21 protein-coding genes are annotated in these 26,643 nt (G+C 49.8%); 4 read left to right on the top strand and 17 right to left on the bottom strand.

What is annotated here, in order from left to right; all coding sequences use genetic code 11:
* Positions 1-66: 66 nt before the first annotated feature.
* Positions 67-1,029 (bottom strand): peptidoglycan-binding domain-containing protein, encoded by a 963-nt coding sequence (locus AC0YNT_RS09530; RefSeq protein WP_475804360.1) that lies wholly within the window; start codon positions 1,027-1,029, stop codon positions 67-69.
* Between the two features lie 211 nt (positions 1,030-1,240).
* Here AC0YNT_RS09530 and AC0YNT_RS09525 point away from each other — a divergent pair, with 211 nt between their 5' ends.
* Positions 1,241-4,087 (top strand): glycosyl hydrolase 115 family protein, encoded by a 2,847-nt coding sequence (locus AC0YNT_RS09525; RefSeq protein ID WP_475804359.1) that lies wholly within the window; start codon positions 1,241-1,243, stop codon positions 4,085-4,087.
* Between the two features lie 62 nt (positions 4,088-4,149).
* On the opposite strand, the gene AC0YNT_RS09520 is transcribed toward AC0YNT_RS09525, so the two are convergent.
* The 3 genes from AC0YNT_RS09520 to AC0YNT_RS09510 all read right to left on the bottom strand — a co-directional run bounded on the left by AC0YNT_RS09520 (position 4,150) and on the right by AC0YNT_RS09510 (position 6,120).
* Complete coding sequence (locus tag AC0YNT_RS09520; RefSeq protein WP_475804358.1) at positions 4,150-4,971, bottom strand: GNAT family N-acetyltransferase; 822 nt, start codon at positions 4,969-4,971, stop codon at positions 4,150-4,152.
* A 119-nt stretch (positions 4,972-5,090) separates the two neighbouring features.
* Positions 5,091-5,609: a DUF3231 family protein gene (locus AC0YNT_RS09515; RefSeq protein ID WP_475804357.1), complete on the bottom strand. Its 519-nt coding sequence runs from the start codon at positions 5,607-5,609 to the stop codon at positions 5,091-5,093.
* A gap of 133 nt (positions 5,610-5,742) precedes the next feature.
* Positions 5,743-6,120 (bottom strand): WGxxGxxG family protein, encoded by a 378-nt coding sequence (locus AC0YNT_RS09510; protein WP_475804356.1) that lies wholly within the window; start codon positions 6,118-6,120, stop codon positions 5,743-5,745.
* A 175-nt stretch (positions 6,121-6,295) separates the two neighbouring features.
* Here AC0YNT_RS09510 and AC0YNT_RS09505 point away from each other — a divergent pair, with 175 nt between their 5' ends.
* Positions 6,296-7,003, top strand: coding sequence for a glycosyltransferase (locus tag AC0YNT_RS09505; protein ID WP_475804355.1), 708 nt, complete (start codon positions 6,296-6,298; stop codon positions 7,001-7,003).
* An 81-nt stretch (positions 7,004-7,084) separates the two neighbouring features.
* Positions 7,085-7,366 (top strand): alpha/beta-type small acid-soluble spore protein, encoded by a 282-nt coding sequence (locus tag AC0YNT_RS09500; protein WP_475804354.1) that lies wholly within the window; start codon positions 7,085-7,087, stop codon positions 7,364-7,366.
* Between the two features lie 37 nt (positions 7,367-7,403).
* Here AC0YNT_RS09500 and AC0YNT_RS09495 read toward each other — a convergent pair whose 3' ends face one another.
* The 13 genes from AC0YNT_RS09495 to AC0YNT_RS09435 all read right to left on the bottom strand — a co-directional run bounded on the left by AC0YNT_RS09495 (position 7,404) and on the right by AC0YNT_RS09435 (position 25,782).
* Entirely contained in the window at positions 7,404-7,826 is a 423-nt protein-coding gene (locus AC0YNT_RS09495; RefSeq protein ID WP_475804353.1) for a DUF1284 domain-containing protein, read from the bottom strand.
* A 65-nt stretch (positions 7,827-7,891) separates the two neighbouring features.
* Entirely contained in the window at positions 7,892-8,218 is a 327-nt protein-coding gene (locus AC0YNT_RS09490; RefSeq protein ID WP_167281132.1) for an MGMT family protein, read from the bottom strand.
* Between the two features lie 246 nt (positions 8,219-8,464).
* Positions 8,465-10,081: a beta-galactosidase gene (locus AC0YNT_RS09485; RefSeq protein WP_475804352.1), complete on the bottom strand. Its 1,617-nt coding sequence runs from the start codon at positions 10,079-10,081 to the stop codon at positions 8,465-8,467.
* The gene (locus AC0YNT_RS09480) at positions 10,078-12,492 is read right to left on the bottom strand and encodes an alpha-L-rhamnosidase-related protein (RefSeq protein ID WP_475804351.1); all 2,415 of its coding nucleotides are present in this window, start codon (positions 12,490-12,492) and stop codon (positions 10,078-10,080) included. Before AC0YNT_RS09480 ends, AC0YNT_RS09485 begins: the two co-directional genes overlap by 4 nt.
* A gap of 18 nt (positions 12,493-12,510) precedes the next feature.
* Positions 12,511-14,076, bottom strand: coding sequence for a response regulator (locus AC0YNT_RS09475; protein ID WP_475804350.1), 1,566 nt, complete (start codon positions 14,074-14,076; stop codon positions 12,511-12,513).
* Positions 14,051-15,847, bottom strand: coding sequence for a sensor histidine kinase (locus tag AC0YNT_RS09470; protein WP_475804349.1), 1,797 nt, complete (start codon positions 15,845-15,847; stop codon positions 14,051-14,053). Before AC0YNT_RS09470 ends, AC0YNT_RS09475 begins: the two co-directional genes overlap by 26 nt.
* Positions 15,848-15,948: 101 nt before the next feature.
* Positions 15,949-17,685 (bottom strand): extracellular solute-binding protein, encoded by a 1,737-nt coding sequence (locus AC0YNT_RS09465; protein ID WP_475804348.1) that lies wholly within the window; start codon positions 17,683-17,685, stop codon positions 15,949-15,951.
* Between the two features lie 71 nt (positions 17,686-17,756).
* Positions 17,757-18,647, bottom strand: a complete 891-nt coding sequence (locus tag AC0YNT_RS09460; RefSeq protein WP_475804347.1) for a carbohydrate ABC transporter permease — start codon at positions 18,645-18,647, stop codon at positions 17,757-17,759.
* Between the two features lie 32 nt (positions 18,648-18,679).
* Complete coding sequence (locus AC0YNT_RS09455) at positions 18,680-19,648, bottom strand: ABC transporter permease (RefSeq protein WP_475804346.1); 969 nt, start codon at positions 19,646-19,648, stop codon at positions 18,680-18,682.
* Between the two features lie 41 nt (positions 19,649-19,689).
* A complete protein-coding gene (locus AC0YNT_RS09450) occupies positions 19,690-21,687 on the bottom strand; it encodes a beta-galactosidase (RefSeq protein WP_475804345.1) in 1,998 nt (665 codons plus the stop codon).
* A gap of 162 nt (positions 21,688-21,849) precedes the next feature.
* A complete protein-coding gene (locus AC0YNT_RS09445; protein ID WP_475804344.1) occupies positions 21,850-22,569 on the bottom strand; it encodes a glycosyltransferase in 720 nt (239 codons plus the stop codon).
* Between the two features lie 129 nt (positions 22,570-22,698).
* A complete protein-coding gene (locus AC0YNT_RS09440) occupies positions 22,699-24,243 on the bottom strand; it encodes a DHA2 family efflux MFS transporter permease subunit (RefSeq protein ID WP_475804343.1) in 1,545 nt (514 codons plus the stop codon).
* Between the two features lie 171 nt (positions 24,244-24,414).
* On the bottom strand, positions 24,415-25,782 hold the full coding sequence (locus AC0YNT_RS09435; RefSeq protein WP_475804342.1) for an aldehyde dehydrogenase: 1,368 nt from the start codon (positions 25,780-25,782) through the stop codon (positions 24,415-24,417).
* Between the two features lie 86 nt (positions 25,783-25,868).
* Here AC0YNT_RS09435 and AC0YNT_RS09430 point away from each other — a divergent pair, with 86 nt between their 5' ends.
* On the top strand, positions 25,869-26,531 hold the full coding sequence (locus AC0YNT_RS09430; protein ID WP_475804341.1) for a lysoplasmalogenase: 663 nt from the start codon (positions 25,869-25,871) through the stop codon (positions 26,529-26,531).
* Positions 26,532-26,643 lie beyond the last annotated feature (112 nt).

Raw genomic sequence — 26,643 nt, 5'->3', positions numbered from 1 at the left:
AAAAAAATTTGAAGGGCTGTCCAACTCGTGGACAACCCTCTATTATAACATTCCGTAAGCAGCTGCTTAACGGAGATTAGGTGCCGAATTCTCGCCCGGCGCTTTGTTTGGCGCTGGATTCGCTGATTTAGGTGCAGCGTTTGGCGCCTGGTTGTTCGGCGCAATATTGTTGCCTCCGCCGCCATTGCCTCCGCCTGTACCGCCGCCGCCAAAACCTTTGCCGCCTTTGCCGTTTTCTTGCATTTGGCTGCCTCCGCCGCCAAAGCCTTTACCGCCTTTACCGCCTTCTTGCATTTGGCCGCCACCGCCGCCAAAGCCTTTACCGCCTTTACCGCCTTCTTGCATTTGGCCGCCACCGCCGCCGAAGCCTTTGCCGCCGCCGAATCCGCCGCCGCCACCAGCTCCGCCGCCTGCGCCACCACCAGCACCGCCGCCTGCGCCACCACCAGCACCGCCGCCTGCGCCACCACCAGCTCCGCCGCCTGCTCCGCCACCAGCTCCGCCGCCTGCTCCGCCACCAGCACCGCCGCCTGCTCCGCCACCAGCACCGCCGCCTGCTCCGCCACCAGCACCGCCGCCTGCTCCGCCACCAGCACCGCCGCCTGCTCCGTTGCCGCCGCCAGCGCCGCCGCCTTTGCCTACGCCAAGCCCTTTCGCTTTACCTGCGCCTTTGGCGCTTACTTTCTTGCCATATTTAGCAGTGTTGTAAGAGTAATCAATGGACTGGAATGTTTTCGCATCTACTGACCCTGTCACTTTAAGGCCATGCGTTTTTTGATAATGCTTGACCCCTCTTACCGTTGTCGCATCATAATAGCCGTTTATTTTGCCGGAATAGCTGCCTACTGATTTCAGCATCCCTTGAATAACATAGATGTCCGGCCCTTTGGCTCCTTTTCCGACAGCTAGACTTGTGCCAGCCCCGCTAAACATTAATGCCGCAGACAATACGACCGCGCCAATGATTTTGCCTGCTTTACTAGGCTTCCCAGTGCTCTCACGGGAAGACAACAACCAGTCCCATTTCATTTCCAAAGACACCTTCCTGTTCGTGTTGATTTGTTTTTCCACGCCTTACTATTCCCCATTTTTGAATTTCATACGGCACTATTTTCGATTAAAAAATTAAAGAGTTTATCGTGAAAATTAAACATGTTGCTCCCTTCCCGGCTCCTCGCCCAAACCCTTGTTATATAATAGTCCCACTCTAATAACATCTATTAAACCAGGGGGTCTTGGCATGTTGAACGAAAAAGCTATCGCATTTCGTTATCTCGAAGGCCATTTCCCGCTTGCCTATAATGGCGTAGCGGCAGATATTTACGTTTCTCAAGACGATTATGAAGGAGTAGTTCGGGCAGCGAAGGATCTGCAGCAGGATATTAAAAAGGTCGCACAAATCAAGCCGCACCTGATTCACCATGCAGAAGAGCTGACGAACAACTCCGTTATCATCGGTACAATAGGCAAAAGTGGACTGATCGACAAGCTGATTGAGGGTGGCAAGCTGGATGCTTCCGAGCTTAGCGGCAAATGGGAGTCTTTTGTTCTGCAAACGGTTACGAACCCTCTCCCAGGTATTGCTGAAGCGCTCGTTATCGCCGGCAGCGACAAACGTGGCACCATCTACGGCATCTATGAGATATCCGAGCAGATTGGCGTTTCACCGTGGCATTACTGGGCGGATGTCCCTGTCCGCAACCATTCGGAGCTCATGTTCCGCAATGGGATCTACAAGCAAGGTGAACCATCCGTTAAGTATCGCGGCATTTTCTTAAATGATGAAGGCCCTTCGCTTATGGCATGGGTACGAGAGAACTTTGGCGACTTTAAACATAACTTCTATGAGCATGTGTTCGAGCTCTTGCTCCGTCTAAAAGCAAACTATCTATGGCCGGCTATGTGGGATAATACCTTTTATGAGGATGATGAACTAAACCCTGCTGTAGCGGATATGTACGGCATTGTTATCAGTACCTCGCATCACGAGCCGATGCAGCGTCCGCACGGTGACTGGAAGAAACACAAAGAGGGTCCTTGGGATTACTCCGTTAATGAAGAAGTGCTGTACAAGTTCTGGGAAGAAGGTATTCGCAGAAGCGCCAGCTATGAGAATATTATTTCACTTGGTATGCGTGGAGACGGCGATGAAGCCATGGGCGGCCAATTAACCTTCCAGGAGAAAATCGAGCTGCTCCAGCGGATCGTTCAAGATCAGCGTCATATTATTAGCGAACAGACGAAGCGAGACGCCTCCGATGTCCCGCAGCTGTGGGCTCTCTATAAAGAAGTGCAGGACTATTACGAGAATGGCATGCGTGTGCCGGATGATATCACGCTATTGTGGTCAGATGATAACCATGGCAATCTGCGGCGGGTGCCAACCACTGACGAACGCGGCCGCTCCGGCGGTGCAGGTATCTATTATCACCTCGACTATGTCGGAGGTCCTCGTTCCTACAAATGGGTTAATTCCGTGCCGCTTCAGAAAATTTGGGAACAAATGCACAAGGCTTATGAATATGGCGCAGACCGTATTTGGGTCGTTAATGTCGGCGACCTGAAGCCGGTGGAATGCCAGCTGGAGTTTTTCCTGCGGCTTGGATGGGACATCAACGCTTTCAATAAAGACAATATCGAAGAGTTTAGCGTAAAGTGGGCGGAGCAGCAATTTGGCGCTGCCTACGCAAAAGAGATAGCAATCATTATTAACCGTTATTCCAAGTGGAACGGCAGGCTGAAGCCAGAGCTCTTGAATGCCGTACCGCTCTTTAGTACTGTTCATTACAAAGAGGCGGATAACGTCCTGGCTGAGGTACATGAGACAGTTGCACTGGCGGAGCGCATCTACGAAGAGCTGGATGAGTCACTTAAAGATTCCTTCTTCCAACTGGCCCTCTATCCAGCCAAAGCCTCCGCTCAAGTGCTGGAAATGTATATCCGCGTGGAGAGAAGTAAGTTGTATGCAGCGCAAGGTCGAGCTTCTGCAAATACGGAGGCACGTCTTGTCAAACAGCTGTTTGAGGCTGATGCCAAGCTGACTTACACCTATAACCATGAGCTGGCAGGCGGTAAATGGAACCATATGATGGATCAGCTTCATATCGGCTACACCTATTGGCAGCAGCCAGAGGAGCATATCCTGCCCGAAACAGGAACGATTACCCTGACCAAAGAAAACTCCGGCATGGGTGTTGCTATCGAAGGCTCGGAACTGGCTTGGCCGCGTGATCCACAGCTGCCACCTCTATTGTTCAACAATTATACGCGGGAAACCCGTTATATCGATCTGTTCAACCGTGGCTCCGAGGCGTTTACCTTCTCCGCCACAGCGGATGAGCCTTGGATTATGCTAAGCATGACAGAAGGCAGCGTGAACGCTCAAGAGCGGCTATGGATCGATATCGATTGGCCAAAGGTACCTGAGTCCGACAAAATATGCGGTACGATCACCCTAATCGATATGATGAACAGAAAAGCCTTCACTGTCATGATCTGCGCATGTAAACCGGCAGCTCCTTCCCGTGAAGCTTTAACCGGTTTTATCGAAACGGATGGCTATATCTCCATTGAAGCGGAGCACTACAGCGCAAATAAGGAGACAGCCGAGGCAAGCTGGCACGTTATCCCCAATTACGGACGGACCTTGTCATCGATGGGTGTCTTCCCTGTAACGGCATCGTCCACACCGGAGCCTACAATCGATAACTCGCCTTGTCTCGAGTATGAAGTATATCTGGTAACACCAGGTGAGCTGAAAGTAGCTGCTTTGATCGCTCCAACGATCGACTTTATTCCAGGACAGGGCTTACGCCTTGGTGTTTCCTTTGATGACGGTCCAGTTCAAGTCATTAGTGCCATAGGGTTAACCAAAGACGGCAGCTACTCGGAACAGGATTGGGAACAAAGTGTGATTCTCAATATCCGTACAGCAGAATCGAAGCATATCGTGCCTGAAGTTGGTTATCATACGCTCAAAATATGGATGGTCGATCCGATCGTCGTCCTGCAAAAAATCATCATCGACACCGGTGGTGTGAAGCCAAGCTATTTGGGACCACCGGAAAGCTATCGGGGTAAAAAATAAAAAGCGAAGACGAAGAAAAACCTCTCCAGCTGGAGAGGTTTTTCTGACTTTATCGATCGCTATTAAGAGACAAACTTCACATCCGCTACTTTACCGCATTCCACAAAACCAATGCTTTTGTAAACCTTATTGGAATCAGGGTTAGTCAGATCGGCATACAGCATAGGCACTCGATTCTCCTGTACGATTAAGTCGCAGCATGCCGCTACTGTCGCACTGGCATATCCCCGCTTACGCAATTCAAAAGGCGTAAACACGTAGTTAATGCGTGCATGACGCGGAGAGCGATGGGCGATCTGCGCCATCGACACGGGGTTCCCCTCTATAATCCATAAATATAAATTACCTGACGCAATTGCATTGTCCGCTGCAGGTATTTGGCTGGCTGGATGCACCTTTATTCCGTATGCACTTTCGGCAAAGCCTGCCATAAATTCAGCTACAAGCGGTACATCTGAAGACACTGCCTGCCGCAGACTTCCCTCAACATCTGCCGGATACATCACAACCGGACAATAATAAGCTTCCATCCCCATCTTGTTCTCCGGACGCACTCGATAACGGGAGGCGTACAGCTCAGCGAACAGCTTGGCATGCCTTGGCTCAGCCGTAATACCGCGCAGCGTATGACTCGCGAGCTGTCTTATCAGATCTTGTAGCATAGGGCGCCTTATTTCTTCGGCCAACGAATCATCGACCCATAACCAAGCATTATGGCCTGGAGAACCTGCGAATATGGCGGAACCATCCATGTGTCTGAAGCATACCGATTGGCTCATCTCACAAATCCGGTGCAGCAGGTTCATTTTTACTTCATTTGCAATAAAAGACGGAGTCTTAAGCATATGTAGAGCTAATTCTTCAGGCTTCAGCCTTTCCCACATCTCGACTCCCCCTTTGGCAACAGTATGAGACACTTCAGAAATTTTCACTAGTCTATATTCAACTGAAATATCTGTCAAGCAAATTAAAACCCTGCTCAAGGAGCAGGGCTCAAACGAATTTATGCTTTTACAGGCTCCGGACGTTTCAATTGAAGCGGAGGAGGAATAAGCCACCCTTTTTCTTTAACCATTTCTAATATACGTACACCTAAGGCTGCTTTAGTAAGATGATATTTCCCAAATAGTGCACCAACATCTTCTCTTATGGATTGGCCCATCGCTTGGCTGCAAGCCACCAGTCCTGCTGACGCATCAGCTGCTATTGCAGCCGCAATTTCATTATCAGCAAATCTTGCTCCAGCAGGGATATCTTCAAGTTTGACCGGAGGTCTCTCTGGCATAACAGGCGCTGGAGTAATACCGTTATCCGTGAGTAATGTATCAAGTTCCTTTATCTCCAGCTTTGCTTGATCAATAAGGGCATCCAGAACCTTTTTAAGATCTTTGTCACCAGCATGGTTCAAATAAGCCTGATAGCAGGAAATCGCACCTTTAGCGACTGTAGAAGCTTGCCATACTGCATAGATCTCGCCGTAGTGCATCGGTTCATCTTTCGGATTACCACTTAAAATCCCCATTATATATGCCTCTTTTCATTCTTTATTAGATGCCACGGATTTAATATGCTCAGACGCATTCGAAACATTCCATTTCAGTGGTTCCAATAAATAACCCCCTGTCAGAAACAGGGGGTTTCATTACAGCAGAATATTAGGTGCGCTCACGGTCACGGCTTCTTAAGCCAAACAAGCCAGCCAAGCCGAGTAGTCCCAGCCAGCCCCAATCCATATCATTGTCATTATCGTTAGCTAATGTACGGTAATTGTTAGCATTCATACCTGTACCTGTGCCATTTGTGCCGTAGCTGTTCATTTGGTTTGTTGTTCCGTAACCGTTTGTACGGTTAGTTGTTGTGCTGTTTGTACCATAGTTGCCATAGCTGTTTGTACCAAAGGTGTTGCTATTCGTGTTCGTGCGGCTGTTATCCATGGCCACTTCTTCTTTACTGGAATGCGCGGCGAAAGCAGGTACCGCTGCGGTGGATAACATAAGAGTTGCAGCAACAAGCATTGCGTAAGCTTTTTTCATTGTCAGTAGCGCCCCTTTAAGGTTATTGTGTACGACCTTAGGTTTGCTTTTCTGGTGATCAAACTATACTGCCAACTTTAAGCATGATGATTTATGTTTTACTTATTAGATGTTGTCCCATACCAATCTTCCCCTTCGGAATATATTATCTCAGACGTAAGGGAGGGTGGACGAGATGACAAAATCAATTGTTGTGGAAATCGAGTTTAACAACCGTTCGAATAGGGGTGGTGTTTATCGGGTAGGGCTGACCCCTGAATGGATCAAATACAGAATGTCGATTTTTATGAAATATACCCTTCAATGCCTGCTGAAACAAAGCAATCAAAATTTCCATGCTTTCATTCGTTATACCGAAAGGACGGAAGCCATTGTCCGAGCGGAATTAGCAAAGTATCCAAAGCTTCCTAGTCATATCCGGTTTGTAGCAGAAAAAAAATACGAAGATAAGCTGCGTAAAACCGTTGGCAGCAATGAGTTTCTCTATCTCGTTCGCCTGGATTGCGATGACACGTACCACCACACCTTAGTTGACCAGCTTCACAAATATAAACCGAAACAAGGTACTCGGGCGCTGATTAATCAGGCCGGGTATATTTACGACAGCTTAAGGCATCGGATCGCTACGGTTAGTAAGTCTTCCCCGCCTTTTTATACGTGGATTTATAAGCCGGAGCAGTATTTTAGCGGGTTTCGTTACAAAACGGTGGATGGACACAGTGGAGTCATCAAACATAAGCATGAGATTCTGACGACTGGCGGCAAACGTAATTACATGGTTGTCGTGCATAGCAAGAACACGCTGAACCAGCGGCTCCTGAAGCGCCATACTTTTATCTCCAACCGTGCTAAAGTTAACGCCATCCTAAGCCAGTATATTTAATTCGTCGCCTTCATAATTGCAGGGCTTACCGGGGAAAATAAAAGCCAGCAATAAAATTATGGTTGAGGCGGTGTTATTAAAATGGGAAGAAGGAATAGACGGCTTCTAGTACCCGAGGCTGGTGCGGCTATGCAGACATTAAAAGCGAATGTTATGCGGCAGGAAGGTTACACCGTGGATGAGAACAGACCCGATGACGTGAAATACGAGGTGGCTGGCGAACTGGGTATCCGGATGAATCGCGGCGAAAACGGGCAGATGAAGACGGAGGATGCCGGGCATGTAGGCGGCAGGATCGGCGGACCTATGATACGCGAAATGATCCGGATGGCACAGGAGAAGCTTGCAAAGCGGCAGCCTTAAGCTGCCGCTTTGTTCCGTTCTGGTTGGAGGCGCAGTTTTAAGGCAAGGCTCTGAGCGCTTTCGCCTCTCGCATATGCGCTACCCCTTCTTGACAGAGACCATACGGCTCCCAGGGGCAGTCATAGCACAGCCGATGGATGTCACTTGGCTCGATTGCTTCTGCCACGAGGCTGCAAAGCTCTTCCCAGTGAAGACGGCTTCCGATCGTAAGTCCAAGCACGCCTAATATCTCGCTGTCTTTGCGATACACGCTTGGATTCTGACAGTGGGACGGCTGATCCGTCGGGAACGCAGCACAGATCACATCCGGACCTTCGATGATCTCAATAATCGTTTGCGGCTGCTGGCGCAGCGTCTCGTATACAGTTGTCATATTGGTACAGAAGCTATCTGAATAACCCTTGCCCCGATAACCAAGCAGACAAAACAAATGATGTCCTCTTAATGATATGCTCTGCATTCGATCGCTCCTTCCTATGTTTATGTTAACCTAATTTTATCACATAGGTTAACATATGAGGAGTCCTATAATTCCGGTGCAACATCCGGCTCATAGCGGAAACGAGCAAGATCAATTCGGCCGCTTCGCCCCACCTCTACCCCTTCAGCCTCCAGTAGATGCTGCTGAATCATACGAGATTCATCCTCTTGTATCGCAATCTCTCCTTTTGCATTAACGACCCGATGCCAAGGCAGCTGATGGATGCTGCTTAATGAATGCAAAATCCGAACGACCTGCCTCGCCCCTCTGCTGCTGCCAGCGAGAGCTGCAATTTGACCGTAAGTCATTACTTTGCCTTCCGGGATTTGTTTAATCGTCTCGATAACTCTCATCGTATATGGCTGTAACATGTGTTTCGCCCCCATCCTCTCTGTTCGCTTGCTTTCCTTTTTACTTGTCCATTTATCATACAATGAAAAATGATAAGTTACCTCTTAAGCTGTATCGTTAAGACCTGCTAACATCGTAAAGAGTAACTAATACTCCTCCTATGATGCTTTTTTGGACTATTTTAGAACGCAACGGTATCGTTAAGGGGCAGCGCACAAAATAAAACACCCGACAGCAGGTTGAAGCCCGCTGTCGGGTGTTATTTATTAAGCGTATTCCATAATGCCAGCTAATACGTCCTTCCACTGCTCCGCAGTTGAGTTGCGATGAACAAGCCATGTCTCGCCTTTCCCGCTCTTATGCTTGCGAATCATTACAGTGCCTTCGGTAATTACGTCACCTGCAAAGTTATTTTCCTGCCAGTCGAGCAGCTCGGCGAATAGAAGAGGTACTTCCCGAAGATAGACATTATCCGCATTCTTGCGGAACAAATCGGAGGTAACGATAAGCCTGCCGCCTGCCTGCACGAAAGCAATGAGACGCTCCTCTAGCGCCGCATCATAGATTTGGTGAAGAGGAATAATCAACGTTTCCAGCCCATCCAGCTGCTCGCCTGAGTAAACAACTTCCGTACGAATACCCGCTTCAAATAGATGACGATAGACGTTATGAACGATGTAGTCCGGATAAGCGATTCGGTCAGCTACGGAAAGTTGATAGCTCCATGAGCTGTCGAAATGATAATACACACCAACTGCTGCCCGCCCTGTCTCCGTTAGTTCCGGTTCATGGGCATGTTTCGCCGTATACGACTGTACGACATGATAATTCCGGGAAGGCTCTCCGGTTAACGTCACAAGCTCCGGCTGTCCGCCGCCTTGTTCCTGTCCCCAAGGGAACGGCTTCATCTTGAACAGATAGAACCGGCTGCAGCCCCGCTCACTGACCACATTCATATCCCGCTCCAGCTCCGTAGTTCCGGTACCATACTCCATCATCCAGAAAGGTTTGCCAAGCACGCCGCGGCAGGCATCCGCATAAAAAGCAATCTCATGCGGCTTATTGCTGTAAATATCCATACCCACAACATCCAGATCTGCGAACAGGTCCGGCCAGTTCAGATTATCTCCCCAACAGAACATAAAAGCATTGGTTGTAATAGGTCTGGCCCCAATAAAGGGACGAAGGGCAGCCGCTTGAAGACTTGCAAAACGAACCATACTGTCCGAGGAGAACCGGGCAAAATCCAGCTCCAGGCTCGGGTGCTGCCACATGTTTACGTCTGCGCCAATTGGAGCAGGCAGCGGAACCTGATCGAATCGCTCATAACGCTGCGACCAGAAGGTTGTTCCCCATCTTTCATTCAGCTTCTCAATCGAGCCGTAACGCTCTTCCAGCCAACGATGGAAGGCAATCCTTGCTGGATCACTGAAGTCGTATTTGGTTTCACCGCCAAATTCATTATCCAGCTGCCAAGCAACAACATTCGGATGATTGCCATAACGCTCAGCCATTGCTTCTACGATCCGCAAGGAATATTTCACATAATTGTCCGATGAGTAAGACCGGTGCTGGCGGGCGCCAAAACCAATGACACGTCCCTGTTTATTAACGGGGAGGACATCAGGATGTTTCTCCACCAGCCAGACTGGCGGACATGCCGTTGGCGTACATAGAACAACGTTAATACCGTGTGAAGCGGCTCTTTCAATTGAGGCATCTAGCCATTCCCATTCAAATTGGCCGTCACGGGGCTCGAGCACCGCCCAGGCAAATTCAGCGATTCGAACGGAACGGATGCCCGCCGCTGCTAGTTTGCTATAATCGATATCCCATTGCTCCGATTGTTCATGCTCTGGATAATAAGCGATTCCAAGCTTCATGGTGCAAGCTCCTCTACATGTTCATTTTTCGTAATCTCACATTCACATACAATCGGTCCGGCTTCCGTACAATAAAGCATTTCACCATTAGGCAGCTTGATCTGAACCGGAATCGCATCTGGCCGTTCAACCCGTAAGTTAAACCGACCTTCGTGCATACTCCATGCAATATGAACCGCTCCATGCGGCGTCATTGCACAGCCCGATACCTCCTGCAAGCCGCTAATTCTATGTGCTACCGATATACTCGCGAAGCCAGGAGTTAACGGCTGGACACCAAGCAGCTCCGTCGGGAATTCGTACAGCGGCAGGGCTCCCCAAGCATGACAATCGCTCCGAACCGAGACCGGATCCTCCACCCAGGAGGTCAAATGCAGATCCACCTGAGCTTTCCAGTCATCCCATAAAGGTAACGATCTAGCATACAGCCCGGTCTTCGCCAGCACACGGAACAAATAAAAAGCCATCGCAAACGACACTTTGGCAAGTCCCTTTGTCTCCAATGTCCGTACAGTCAGCTCCTTCGCTTCCTCACCAGTAACCGTATCGGTCAGTACCGCCCATATCTGAGCATGCTGACTAAATGCATCTACACCTGGACTATCCGCGAATAAACCTTGCTCCGCCGACCAGCAATGCTTCCGGACAGCCTGCTGCAAAGCTTCAGCACGCTGACGGTATTCCAGTCCCGTATCCCGCCGCCCTGTTGCTTCATTTATCTCCGCTGCTTTAAGCAGTGCATCTACAACCATCAAATTATAAATCGTATTAGGTCCTGACCTGCCTGAAGGCGGCGCACCAGCGTTAGCACGCCATTCCTCTGTCCAATCCACGAAGGACCAATAAGCTTCCGGCATAATGCCGACCAGCCCAGACTCCGGCTCTATCCGTGCATCAAACCAAGCAAGTACGGCATCCATCGAAGCTCTGTACTGCGCAGCATGCTCCAAATCACCGGTATACCAATAATGATCATGAACCATCATGATCCAGAAGAGAGCAAAACCAGGGATAATCTGACGATTTACAGACGGGTATCGACTTTGCAGCATGCCTGTCGGCAGCAGCGAGCTGTGGAAATCATAGATTGCCTTGCGTGCCAGACGGTCATCCCCGCTTACATAATAGGTAAACAACGCCTGCAGCCTGCTGTCCATTTCATATTGCATTTGCTCATAAAAAGGGGTATCTTCATACGTTTCATGCATGCAGTTGCGAAGCGTATTCAAGCTGATCGTCCATAAAGGCGAGAGTGATGGGTCCGAGCTCTGGAAGGCTGCTCCAACATCCAGCGGATACCCCGTTCTAAGGTAGGTTAAGCCCTCAACAACAACAGGCTCATCAGCCGCCTCTACAGTAAGACGGATAAATCGGAACGCTCTCCGGTGAAAAGGTTCATACCTTTCATGCTCGCCAGCGCGTCTTCCATATCCCGCTATCCGATACGTATCCTCAAATCCATATAATTTCTTACCTTCCGGCTCATCACGTACTCCCTTGTTGCGCTGCCCGTTAGGGAATGGCTCATATTCATAACATTCTGAATACAACAAATACGCTGTACCGCCTGCTCCACCACTAAGTACAAGCTGAGGGAAACCAGCCACTAGCTCGCCTGCATCAAGCTCAAGAACCAAACGGCCGCCTGCAGGCACCTCAATCTCAAGCAGTCCCCCATCTTTCATTGGCTCGCTTGCGTAGACCTTGTCACCACATTCCCCTTGGACGATCGTCTTAAATGCCAGAGTTTCCTCTCTCATGAAAGGAATAGGACGCGGAGTGAGCAGCCAGCTGCTCAAGCCACCGTACATTTTGTCATGCGTCTCCGCCACAACCACTGCAGCCGGCCAGTCTGTATCGGCAAAGGCACCTTCTCTCCAACCATAAGGCCAGTCGGTGCCATCTATCATTTCTCCGCCGCCAATAAAGAGAGTAGCGGTTTCTGGTGCCAGCATCGCCGACTGTGCCGGGATCCGGTGACAATCCCAGCCCGTAAGACCGCTATCCAGCTTCTCTAACTCCGCACCGCTGCGATCCTTCAGGCTGCCCTCCAGCAAAAACACACCACGGTCTTTACGCCATACTGATGCCGGCCCTTTATCCCCTTTATAATGAACGACATGTGCCGCCAGCACATTTGTACCCGGACGAAGGAAAGGTGTTACATCTACCGAATCATAATAATGAACATTAAGATCTCCCTTGCACGGCCCGTATGCAATGGATTGTCCATTTACATACAGCCGGTATCGGCTGTCCGCGGATACATGGATCTTAAGCTGTGAGTCCCCATCTGCCGCAACTTGAAAGCTCCGCCGAAAAAGCACGGTCTCCATAGTCCCATTACCATCCACCGCCTGATCAGGTCCTGCCCAAATCCACTTCGCCGTCCACGCTCTATTCTCGTCCATCTTCTCCTCCGTTTCCCGTCAGCGGGCATTCCGGTAATCGCTTGTACTTACGCCCGTATACGTTTTGAACCGTTTATAAAACCAGTCGAGCTCGCTAAACCCCACTTCCAGCGCGATTTCATATACTTTCTTATCCGTATGAAGAAGCAGCTCCTTCGCCTTTTCCATTCGAACCTGCAGCACATAGTCGTTAAAAGACTGCTCCGTATTGGCTTTGAACAGCTTGCCAAGGTAATTCGGGTTCATATAGATCATGGCGGCCACACTTCGCAGGCTTACATTGCCAGCGTACTGCTCCTGTACGATCTGCTTCACTTCCAGAACGATTTTATTCGGTCTGATTTCCTTCGTCCGCTGCAAGGCATCGAGTACATCTCCACACTTGCTCTCCATAAAACGCAGCAGCTCATCCATCGTCTTGATCCGCATGATCCGCTCGTAATCCCCTAAAGCGGGATCAAACAACCGGTCATGGCTGGCGCCCTGCTCCTTCACGAGACGGAACAGCTGAATAAACAACTCCAATACCGACAGCTTTGCTCGGCCCTCTGATATTTGCTCCGTCTTGAAGCATTCCCACAGTCTGGCTAATGCCCGTAGTGTGTCTGCACGCCGGCTGCTGCGTACCATCTCCAGCACTTCCGACTCCAAAGTTCTGAGCATGTCGGGTTCACCATCTGACTCGGCTTTCCCATGAGGCAGCAGAACCGTTCCTGCTCCCGACAAAAACTTCCTGTCGAGCGCCTCTTCCGCTTCACTCCAGGAATGCTTAATCTCCATGATTGATCCCACGCTTCGGCCAATGCCGATCGTAACAGAGGCTTTGGCGTACCTCATTGTCGAGGATCGCAGAGACTCTGCCCAAAGCCGGCATTCTTCTATGTCCATTTCCTTGGCGTTGCCGCCTAACAGTACGCCGATTCGTTCCTCTGATTCTTCAAATATATAGCCCCGCCCATCTGCTAATTCCTCTGCGATATTGCGGATCGCAAAACGCATGAGCTCGGTATCCCGATCCGGCATTTCGCCGTCAGCAAGGAAATCAAGTTCCAGCAGCAAACAGGCATATCTCTCATGCTGTGAAGGAAGCTCCATCAGCAGAAGCTGCTCCTCCAGCTCTCGGGCAGCTACCTGGCCATGTGCCAATCGGCGAAGAAGCTGATCCCGTCCAGCCGACAAACCAAGCCGCTGCCGTTTTTCCAGAAGCTGCTGCTCGCGCAGCTCTGCAGCAAGCTTTTGCAATAAGGCAATAAGATCTTCCTCATCAACAGGCTTTAGCAAATACTCCTTCACGCCAAGGCGAAGCCCCTCCCGGGCATAGGCAAAATCATCATAGCCGCTTAAGATCACGACCGGTGTATCGGTGAACTCCTGCATCGCCGCCGCCATCTCAAGACCGTTTAAGACAGGCATCCGAATATCGGTAAGCACAAGAGCATAGCGCTGGCTCCGCAGCATTTCTAGCGCCTGCTGTCCATCCTGCGCTTCACCCTTAACCGTAAAACCAAGCTCCTCCCAATCAATCAGATAACGCAGCGATTGCCTCGCCACCGGCTCATCATCCACGATCAACACGTTGTACATCCGGCGTCTCCCCCTGTCCGTCTCTTGGCAAACTCATGGTTACGATTGTCCAGGCCCCAGCCTCGCTGGTAATTTCAAGCCCGTGTCCTTCTCCGAACAGATGCCGCAGCCGGTGCTGCACATTTTGAAGACCGATATGTGCGTCACCTGTAAGACTCTCATCACTATTCAACCGCTGCTGAATTTCTGCCAACCGTTCTAGAGAGATGCCAAGACCGTTATCCCTGATGGTCAGCAGGAGGAGATTCCCGCTCCGCTGCCCGCTAATCCGAATGTGGGAAGGATTTGGACTTAGCTCAATCCCATGGGATATGGCATTTTCAACGATTGGCTGAATACACAGCTTTGGTACCAGGACATCCATCTCTTCTTCCGGCACATCAATCTCGTAGGTAAATTTGTCACCGAACCGGTATTGCTGAATTTGCAGATAGCTAGATATGAAATCAAGCTCCTCCGACAGCCGAATTGTTGGGCCGCCCTTCTTCAGCATCATGCGGAACGACTTCGCAAGCAGGCCAATAACCTTCGCATTCTCCCGGTCACCCGCAATGAGCAGCTTACCTCGGATCATATTAAGCGTATTGAATAGAAAATGCGGATTGATCTGAGTCTGCAGGGCGTACAGCTCCACTTCCTTCGTCCGAAGTGCATTCTCCCTGCGGTCGAGCTCTGATTGATACACCTCACCGATTAGTTCTCGCAGTCTTCGCACCATCAGATTAAACATCTCGCCAAGCTGCGCGACTTCATCACTGCCCTTGACCTCAACAAAGCTATCGAACTTATCACGGTTTAGCCGCTTCATCTTCACTGCCAGCTCCGACAAACGCCGGGTCAGACTGACAGACATGATCGAGATCAGCAGGACGGAAGCTACAAGCGCCATTGCAAAAAGCAGCACGGCCATTGAACGAAGCTGCTGCAGCTTCGCGGATAACTCCTGCGTCGGAATAAAGGCGATCACCTTCATGCCTTTGACAATATTGCGGGAGTCGAGCGTTTGATACAGAATTTGATAGGAATCTTTGTTCATCATCTGATCGAAGCTGCCATTTGTACCGTTCATCACCTGGCTGCCGAATGACAGCTGGCTAATATTCTCGACTGCATTCTCCTTATCACTATCGATCAGCACCGTTCCGTCAGATAACGCGAAGATGACGCGTTTGTTCTTGCTCTCCAGATCCACAAGCTGTGCGAGATTCTTGAGCCGAACCTCCAGCGACACAACACTTGGTGAGTCCCGGTTCACATTGTTGAGCCGTTTGCGGAAGCTGATGACGGGTTCTTTTTTCGGAAAAGTCAGATAAGGCTGCGTCCAGTAACCTCCCGTGTTATTCGTCATCACTTCCTTGTACCAGTCGGAAGAACGGATATCATTGTCGATGAGCTGCACATTGGAGAAAAAGAAGGACGGATTGTCCGTAAACACATCAACCTTCATCACATCGCGGGTCGATTGGATTGCGGATAGAAACGGCTGGAATTGCTCGGAGTATACTTCATAAGCTTCAAGTTGATCGGCGTAACGCTGATCAAGAATCAAGTTAAGCGATGGGTTCAGGAATAAGGTATTGGCCACATCCTCATAGGAGGCAAGCCGGTTATCGAGGTTCTGACTGATCTGAGAGAGGGATAAAACGGCGTTCTCCACGATATGTTCATGCACAAGATCACTGCTTCGCTTAGTCAGCACAAACGTAACGGAGCCGAGTAGAAATAAGACGATGAACAGGTTAGCTAGAATGAGTTTCGTCCGGATTTTCATACATCTTATCCCCCGCCATTAAAGAAAGGTTTATGAACAAACGAGCGTACGCCTTGCACGTGAGTTCAAGGCGTACGCACATGTAATTGGATTTTCCGCGCTTACTCGCTGATGGAAGCTTTAAACTTGGTGTTAAAATCAGCCCATAACTGCGTATAGGCGCCATTCACTTCTTTTAGCCCTGCCTTTTCCATGGTTGACTTCATGCCATCCCAGCTGTTGTCAAAGTCTGCTTGATTCTTCGACATAATGAGCTTCGGCAAGTATTTCTTCCACGCTTCTTCGATTTTCTTTGCCTGCAGACTGATATTCTCCGGCGGCGAAAGCTGCCACAGATAACCTGGCACGACTTCAGCTGGCTGCAGGAAATCCGCCCAGATCTGCTTGCCGTAATGTGACAGAACATCCTTAGTCATGTCGTCATAGATACTCATTTGATAGTCTTTCGTCAGCGGAGTCGCATAGTCACCATCACTCAGCTTGGCGCCGTCGCCAACGTTGAACCAGTAACCGCTCCCCGTTCCGTTGCCCTTAAAGCCTTCTTTGTTAGCATGGTCGGGGTCTGTTCTTCGAGCTTCCAGTTCAGCCGGCAGCAGCGTACGCTTGCCGTCCTTCACTTCATAATGCGTTCCTTCAATGCCCCATTGCGATAAAATCTGGCCTTCATCCGAGAACAGGTAATCCACGAGCTGGATGAAACGTTCCGGATTTTTCGCAGTTTTCGTCACAACCCACTGTAAGCTGCCTGCGAATGTTGGTACAACCGAATTGGATGTATCAACAGTATCCTCTGTGAAATGGAGCGGCAGATACGCGTATTGACGTTCCGGATGACCATCTTGGCGGAACTGTGTTTCGATATCGCCAACCATCCATTTTGGTGCATAAGCGGCTAATACACGGCCTTGCGCCAGCTTTTTCGACAGATCATCCTGCGAGAAGGCTTCTTTGTCATAGAGGCCGTTCTGATAAAGCTTATTAAGGAATCCGTAATACTTTTTGGCATCTTCCGATACCGGGTTATATTCTACGTTGCCGTTCGTGTCGATTCGGAAGTTGCCATGGTCAGGCAGCCCCGAAGCGCTAATAATCGGATTGTTGTACTCAATGTTGACCTGCCAGCCGGTCATCGCACCGGAGAAACCGATTGTATCTTTACCGTCAACCTGAGGATGATTATCTTTGTAAGCTTTAAGGATGTCGTACAACTGATCGAGTGTCTTGATCTCCGGATAACCCGCTTCCTTCAGCACATCGTACTGGACGATAAAGCTGGCGGCAGCATCAGCTTTCGCTTCACGGCTTTTGTTCACACCGTAGATCGACCAGATCTTGCCGTCAGCATCCTTGAGGAGATTAAAGTATTCGCCAAACTTCTCTTTAATGTTGGGGCCGTATTGATCGATTAGATCATTAAGCGGAATAAGTGCACCGCCGTCTTTATACTTTTGTATTTCCTGCGGGCCCATGGCCATAATGTCCGGGTAGTCGCCGGAAGCGAGCCATAGATCTTCCTTCTGTGTTTCATCACCAACGATCAAATCGTATTTCAAGGACACGCCTGTTTTCTCGGTAAAAACTTTCTGGATCGGTGTATCCCAAGTCAGCTTCTCATCTGTCGTATTCATCGAGTACGTGATTGGCTCAACCGGTGCTTTTGTTTCTTCTGTCGTGGAAGCGCCTTCATTTGTAGCGTTAGTCGCCTTCGTATTACCTCCGTTGTTCGAAGCAGACGTATTGTTTCCTCCATTGTTGTTGGAGGAACAGCCGGCCATTACCCCTGTGAGCATGACTGAAGCAGCCATCAGTGTTAACCCTTTTTTCCATGTCTTAGACATTTGGACACCCTCTCATCTTGTCATGATAATATCACCGGATTCAATGATCCGACAACACTAATCTTTGCTGCCTATTCCTTCATGGCAGCGACGGTCATGCCTTTTACAAAATACTTTTGCAGGAACGGATAAACGAGCAGAATCGGAAGCGTGACGATGATCGTCATCGCCGCCCGGATCGTCTCCGGGTTTGTCCTTCTGGCGTCCGTAGCATCGATGTGAGTATTGGCGCTCATAACTTGATTGACGGAGCTGATCAGAATTTTCTGCAGCTCGTATTGCAGCAGGTTCAGGTTCTCGTTGCGGCTGGCGTACAGATAGTTATCGAACCAGGAGTTCCAATGCTGAACAGCGATGTACAGCGTAATCGTCGATAACACAGGCAAGCTGATTTGCAGCACGATGCGGAACAAAATCTGAAAATCCGATGCGCCGTCAATTCTGGCAGACTCTACAATACCTTCCGGCAGCTGCTCGAAGTAACTTCTCATGATGATGACGTTGAAAACGCCGATCAGCAGCGGCAGGATATACACAGCTGCATGATTCATAAGTCCAATGTTTTTAATCAACAGATAAAGTGGAATCAGACCGCCGTTCACATACATCGTAATGATCAGAATGATGTTGTACGTCTTACGGAGGAAAAATTCCTTCCTACTCAGCGCATAAGCTAGCATCGCGGTACAAATGACGCCAAGCGCCGTACCCACAATTGTCCGGACGACCGAACGGATCGCCGCTGCCGCCAGACCATGATTAGCGAAGATCGTGCTGTAGTTCTCCAAGGTGAAGACGCGGGGCCAGATATAGATTGTGCCTTTCAGCGTATCGCCCGCATCGTTCAAGGAGATGGCAGCCAGATTGAGGAACGGGAACAACGTTCCGATTCCAAGCACCAGCAGCAGGATGTAATTGAATGCACTAAAGATGACATCTCCTTTGGACCGCCTGACTAACATGTTCTCTCACCTCCTTGGCAAGCCGGCTTCGCTTAGAACAAACGGCTGCCGGATGTTTTCTTTGCCGTGTAATTGACCAGCAGAACGAGTACAAGACTCACAATTGACTTGAACATACTGACTGCCACGCCGTACGAATAATCACCGATACTGGTTGAATAAGTCAGGGCGTATAGATCGAGCACCTCAGATCGGTTGATGACAACCGGATTGCCAAGCAGGAACTGCGATTCATATCCGCTTTGCACAATCCATCCGACATTCAGAATGAGCAGCAGCACGGCTGTGGGCATAATGCCCGGAATCGAGATGAAACGCATCTTCTGCCACCGCGTTGCCCCATCGACCTCAGCTGCCTCATAGTGCTCCGGATTAAGGCCTACGAGCACCGCGAGGTAGATGATCGTATTCCAGCCAAGCTCCTTCCAGAAGTTCGCTGCCGTATGAATCCACCAGAACCATTTCTCATGACCGAGAAAATATAATGGATCATGGATGAAGCCCAGCTTCAGCAGAACGGCGTTCACGACACCGCCGTCCGGGGAAAGCAGCGTAGCGAATATGTTGGCGATAACAACCCAGGACACGAAATGCGGGATGTACGTCAGCGTCTGAATAACCCGTTTGAAGAAAACAAATCGCACTTCATTCAGCAGTAACGCCAGAAAGATTGCTCCGACAAAGCCCGTGACTAGATTCAGTACCCCCATGACAACGGTATTGCGCAATGCGTTGAAGAACTGGGGATCCTTGAAGAGCAGCTCGAAGTTATCGAAGCCGGTCCATGGAGAATGCCACAGCCCCAACGCTACCTTGTAATGTTGGAAAGCCATGATCCAGCCCCATAGCGGGCCAAAGGAAAATAGCATAACGAGAAGCACGAAAGGCGTTGACATCAAAAGCAGCTGATACTGTCTTCGTATGACGAGGCTTTTGCCCGCCTTCTTCCCGGCCGTTTGGACAATCTCCTGATTCGTTAGTGTATTGGCGGGTTTGGCCATGTTAGTCTCCTTTCTTGACAGCAGGTTGGTCGTTCATCGAACTAGCTAAGCGAAGTAAATACGTACACGCCATAAGCAGGAATGACGGCGGGACCTTCCAGCATACGGTCCGAGATCAGCTCCAGCATTGGTGCTGCCAACTCAATCGCCTGTTCCTCTCCCGCATGATTAATCGCAAAGATAAATCGCTGCGTGCTGCCCGATCTTCGTGCCAGCTCCACCTCTTCCGGCGCCATTACCTCGGTAATCGGACGGATATCGGCAGATTTGCATATTTGTCCCATAAGGCTGCGCATACCATCAGGATCAGCTCCAATGCCAAAATAATAAGCGTTGCCTTGCCCAAAGGAATGACGAGTGGCTGCTGGTGTTCCTGCCATGTAATCCTCACCATACCAAGCAATTGGTTCGGCCTTCTCGGCAGTGATAATGTCATACCAGATCGTTCCGCTTCCGGCATTCTCTTCATCCCTCGTTGTAATCCGGCGGGATTCGCCTTGACGAAGCGTCCCGTAGTCGGTGATGCGGATGCCAAGCAGCTCCCGGAATGCTCCCGGCAATGGGGTATCATCCATTCGGTTGTTCCACAACTTAGTCCCGGCGCGGATATCAAGCACTACCGTACCGCCTGCTGCCGTATAACGCTCCAGCCTTTCGGCAACTCCCGGCTTCGCCATCATATAGTGCGGCAGAACGACCAGCTTATAAGCTTCAAAATCGCAATTATCCGATACGACTTCAACTGGAATCCGATTGTCATAGAAGTGCTTATAATACGCCATAAGCTGTCGGCTATAGCGATGCTCATACGTCTGCGGCTGAATCTCCATCGTCCACTCGTTCTCGTAGGACCTGATAATCGCCACCTCTGCCTGGCTGCCTAAGCCTTCCATGAGAGGTAACAGCCGCTGCAGCTCCTCACCTGTACGTGCCGCTTCCTCATAACGCCGGCCAGGATTGCCGTCATGCGGCAGCAGACCGTGCCAGAATTGCTCGGCTCCGAATAGACAGGTCCGCCAGCGGAAGTAAAGGATGGCATCTGCGCCATGAGCAACAGATTGATAAGTCCATTTGCGAAGCTCGCCTGGCTTTGGTGTTGGGAATAAAATATTACCGCCCGGCGGGCCACTTTGATGCTCCATCACCCAGAAATTCGCTTGCTTGAAGCCGCGGGTAACATCTAGGTTAAGTGCGGTATCCCGAGGGTCAGGCTTATCAGCAAACATCAGATTCGGGTACGTATCCAGCGATGCGAAATCCAGTTCCTTCGACAAATCAAAGTCATCGATTTCATTAAACATGCCCATCATGTTGTGCGTGACTGGCTGGCTCGGAGCGACTGCATGCAAAATGTTTAACTGAAGCTTCTGGAACTGCACAGCCGAATCGGATGAGAACCGGCGGAAGTCCAGCTCCATACCAGGATTGTGAAGCGGAAATACCGTATAGGCAGGCAGCTCGATTTCAGTAAAAGCATTGTAAATCTGGCTCCAAAATACGGTCCCCCACTGCTCGTTCAAGTTATCGATATCGCCATATTTGTTCTCCAGCCATTGTTGGAAAGCGGTGCGGCAGTTGCTGCAATAACAACGTGTGGTATCGGTACAGCCAAACTCATTATCAATCTGCCATGCAACCACATTCTCATGGTGAGCATAGCGCTCCGCCATTGCCGTTACGATCGACTGAACATGGACATGGTAGTTCGGGTTGTTGTAGCAATAGTGTCTGCGATGGCCAAAGCCGCGGACAAGCCCTTTATTATCCTGCATATAAATATCGGGATGACGGTCCATGACCCATTTGGGCGGTGTAGCCGTTGGTGTCCCCAGCACAACCCGAATCCCTTCTGCAGCCAGAATCGACAGACTCTTGTCCAGCCATTCAAAGCTGTACTCACCAGCTCTTCGTTCAAGCTTGGACCAGGAAAACTCCCCGATCCGTACGACATTAATGCCGGCCTCCCGCATCATCTTCGCATCCAACGGCCAGCGTTCTTCCGGCCAATGCTCCGGATAATAACAAACGCCAAAATTCATGTCGTTCTTTCATCTCCAATCTGTGTGCCTGATCTGTTTCTATTATCTAATGAGATAGGCAGCGGCAAAACCCGAGAAGTGAGAGATCAACACCTGACAAACAAGTCTGTTTATACGCAAAAAGAGGCTGCCCCCGGCTAATGGGACAACCTCTTCCTATTATTATGGATTTGCTCGTGGCGCTGCGCTTCCCGCTACCGGACCGTTAAATTTATCAGGGAATTGCTTCACGATGCCCTCGGCTAGCGTATCGGACAACATCATCAGATGCGCCTGTCCTGCATCATAAGCAGCAATATCCTTCTCCCAATCCTTCGCAAGCCTTGCGGTCAGGTTGCCAGCCAGCAGATCCAGATGCTTATCCATCATCTGCTTCAAGTCGGTATAGGCCCAATTCGGATTAGCGCCACTTAGAAACTTCGCGATATCGTCAGCGTTCCGGTACCATTCTTTATTGAACTTCTCGAAGTCTTTCTTGTTGTTGTTTTTAGCTGCTTCGATGACCTTGCCGGCAAGTACGATATGCTCCTTAAGCAGCTCCGCCAGCTTATTGCCAGCTTCTTCACCATAGTAAGGCTTAATGGCATTGCCAATATCCTGCTGATTCCGCAGCAGTCGATTCAGCACCGGCTTGGTGTCCTCGAGCCCTGCAAGCATACTGATCATGGTATTACGTGTCCATACCGCATGATCAATCCATAGCAGCCTTAGATCAGCCTTCAGCTTCTCGGCTGCAGGATTCAGGCATATTCGATGAGCTCCATGCTCACTTGCCTGGCCCGCCTGACTTGCAGCCCAGCCATTTGCCGGTGCAAGACTTAGACTTAGCGCCATAGCAGCGGCAATGACGGTCGTTTTCCAACGTTTGTTCTGTTTCATCATGTTGATTGTTTTCTCCTTCAGGCATGAAATGAGTAGCTTGAACTCGTTATATTGTGAACGTTTCCAGCTATTTCATACCATTTCAGATAAAAAAAAGCACCCGGCTATAAAAGCCGAGCGCTTATAAGTCTATCCTATATGGAGCCCTTCGAGTGCTGACTCCTGCTTTTCTACCGATGTGCTTTCACCTATGTTCTTCTTACCTCTGCGGAGCAGAAGGCCAAGCAGAGCACCAGTAATCGCGACAAACACCATGATGCCAAACGTATAATCAAACGCATCTACAGCAAGGGCCAGCAGTTGCTGAAGCTGCTCCGGATTAGCTTCCGCGGCATTGCCGGAAGTTTGACTAGCAAGCACATCCGGAGATACATTCGCCTCCGTCATCAGAGTTCCGATCCGCTTCGTGAGGATCGTCACTAACAGGGCTACAGCCAGGGAACTGATGACCTGCTGCATCGCGCTGGTAAGCGAGGTTACCCGGCTCACAAGCTCACGCGGCGTCTTATTAATCAGATGAGAGTTAAGCGGCATCATCATAAGCCCCATACCTGCGCCTGCCATAATAAGCGGCAGCAGCAGATCTTCCCTGCCTGTATGAATATCGAGGTTAGAATATTGGAAGATCGCACCTGATACCAGACTCAGCCCGATTACAACGAGCCAGCGAACCCCAATTCGGTCAAACAAATAACCGCCAATCGGCATCATGCAGGCCGATGCCAACGCTTGCGGGAACAAGGTCAGTCCCGTATCAAACGCACCGTATCCACGTCCTTGCTGCAGGAACTGCGGCAAGAGGAAGATTGCGCCAAACAGCGAGAATTGAACGATCCACTGCACCACAATTCCAAACGAAAAGTCGACAGAACGAAATACACGGAGATCAAGCAGCGGATGCTTCACGCGGAGCTCAACAAAGATAAAAGCAATAAGCGCAATACCGCCAACAATAAGTCCGCCGATCGTTTTATCCGAAGTCCAGCTTTCAGCACCTTGGTTAAGACCATAGGACAGCGCTGCGAATGCAAGCGGACCTAGGATCATGCCTGGTATATCGAAGCCGGCAAGTTTCTTGGTATCCAGCTTCGGCAGCTTCCATAGACCAAACAATACGCTGATGATGCCAACCGGCAGATTAATGAGGAATATCCAGCGCCAAGAATGGTATTCGACCAGCCAACCGGAGAGAACGGGTCCAATCGCCGGGGCCAGCAGAATCGGTACCCCAAGCAGCCCCATCACCTGCCCCACCTTATTCGGCGGGCTGAGACGGTAGACATAAGCCATCGCTACTGGAAGCACAAAGCCGCCGCCAAGCCCTTGTATGACACGGAACATGATTAGCATCTGCGGGTCATTCGGAAGCGCACATAGCAGCGACCCCAATGTAAAAAGTACGACCGAGGTCAAGAAAATTGTCTTCGCACCAAACCGGTCAGATAACCAGCCTGCCAGAGGGATAACAGCTGCCTGCGCAAGCATATAGCCCGTTACCGTCCATTGAAGAGTAGGAAGCTGCGTATGGAAATCCTCCACGAGCTTCGACAGTGCCACGTTCATCGCAGTTGTATCGAGAATAACCATAAAGCAGCCTAAAATAATCGCAACAAGCGGGAGAAAAATACTTTTTAATTGAAATTCCTGCTCCGGCTGTGTAGGTGTTTGTTCCATCCGTTCATTACCTCCTCAATTGACTGCTCCATTACGCCAAGGATGTACGGACGAGTGCTGTAAAGTAATGGTTTTGCCTCCCCATGTTACTGAGCAAACCGGGAGAAGTCAATCGAAATTTTGGTAAAAAATAGATATGGGCCTTTCATGCATTTACCGCTATTCCAACCCTTATTTCATCAGTCTCCGAATGATCGCTAGGCCGCCTTTTGCCGACGGATATCGGAATGCGAAATCAAACTTTGTTGTTTGCTTCAGCACGCTTTTCATATGGGAGAACGTACGGAAGCTCTCCTCGCCATGATAAGCGCCTGTGCCGCTCTCGCCTACCCCGCCAAACGGCAAGTAAGGGGTCGCCAAATGCATAAGCGTATCGTTAATACACCCGCCGCCAAACGGTACAGCCTCCGTCACCCGCTTCTGAATCGCCTGATTATCACTGAACAGATACAGAGCAAGCGGCTTTGGTCTCGCATTAATCAGATCAATAGCCTCCTGCAGTTCATCATAGACAAGCACCGGCAGGATGGGGCCAAAAATCTCTTCCTGCATAACCGGCATACTCCAGTCCACATCAGTCAGGACAGTTGGTTCAATACGCTGAGACATTTCATCAACACGCCCGCCTATAGTAATCTCACCATTCTGGAGAAAATCACATAACCTCTGAAAATGACGCCCTGATATGATTCTCCCATAATCCGGATGCTCCAACGGATCTTTGCCGTAAAACTTCGTAACCGACTTGTGCAGGAGTTCTATGAATTGCTCCTTCACGCTGCGGTGCACGAGCACATAATCGGGAGCAATACAGGTCTGCCCAGCATTTATAAATTTGCCAAAGGCAACCCTCTTGGCCGCCAGCTTGAGGTTAGCATCATGATGAACAATGGCCGGACTCTTGCCTCCAAGCTCCAGCGTAACCGGCGTCAAATGCTTAGCAGCTGCCGCCATCACTTGCTTACCTACATTCACACTGCCTGTGAAGAAAATTTTATCAAACGGAAGATCAAGCAGCTCCTTGCTTACTTCAACTCCGCCCTCCATGACGGTAATGTAAGCTGGATCAAACGTATCTTGAATAAGGGAAGACATCACCTCAGACACTGCCGGTGACAGCTCCGATGGCTTGAGCACAGACGTATTGCCTGCAGCGATTGCCCCAACAAGCGGTGCTATCGCCAGCTGGAACGGGTAGTTCCATGGAGCAATAATAAGTGCCGTACCTAGTGGTTCCGGCACGATATATCCTTTACTGCCTATGTGGGTGAAGGCCGTCTTCACTTTGGCGGGCTTCATCCACCGCTTAAGATGCTTTTGCATGAAGGAGATTTCCTTATACACAAGCCCTATCTCGAGCAAAAAAGATTCCTTTTCACTTCGGTTCAGATCCTCGCGAAGAGCCTGCATGATCGCAGCCTCCCGCTCCTCGATCACCTGGCGCAGCTTAGCCAGCTGCCCTAGACGAAACTCCAAGCTCCGGGTTGCACCCGTACGATAATAGGCCTGCTGCTTTTCAAATACTTGTAATCCATTCATCCTAAACCCCGCCTTTTCGATAGAAGACTATGTACTAATAAAAGGAATTTATCTGTGCTATAGTAGGACAAAAGGAGCGATGACAATTGAATAAAATAATGCCAGCACTCATTTTGCTTATGGGCTTGCTTTACATTTTTATCATTCCTTCAGAACCGCATGCCGTCAAGCTAATTTTCAAAAGTATACCGATGCTCCTTATCATCGTTTATGCCTACTTGCAGCCTGGCGATAATGGTAAGCGGTTTCAGCACATCCTGCTCATCGGCCTAATCTTCTGCGTCATCGGCGATGTCACTCTCGACAATTTCATTGTTGGGCTGTCAGCCTTCTTGATCGGACATTTGTTTTATTTGAGCGGCTTCTTCGGGCAATGGCAATTCTCCGTATGGCGGCTTACCGCTATCGTACCTATTGGAGCATATGCCGTTTATATGGGTTATGAGTTACTTGATGCGCTCACTAAATCAGGAGATGGCGGTCTGAAAGGACCTGTCCTTGTTTATGTAACAGCAATTTCCTTAATGAGCTGGTCGGCCATAATGTCCGGCAACAAATGGGCGATAGCTGGCGCATTGCTGTTTATGGCCTCGGACTCCGTACTAGCCTGGAATAAGTTCATCTCGGAGGTTGCGAGCTCCGATGTGATCATTATGACGACCTATTATGCCGCGCAGTTCTGCATAGCAGCCTGTATTGGTCATAAGACCCGCACTGTTCCTAAGCGTAAACGGCTGCACCGTCCTTAGGTCTATGCTTTCGAAGTAAGAATTGCCACAAAGAGCATGTTGAAATTCTTTTAAGAGGAGCAGCATCGTTTCGCGGGTGAAATATAAGCGTAGTATAGAGTAAATTTATACT

This window comes from Paenibacillus sp. J22R56 (genome assembly GCF_056269375.1).
The sequence above is the reverse complement of the archived record's forward strand: the minus strand, read 5'-3'. Positions and strand labels throughout refer to the sequence as shown.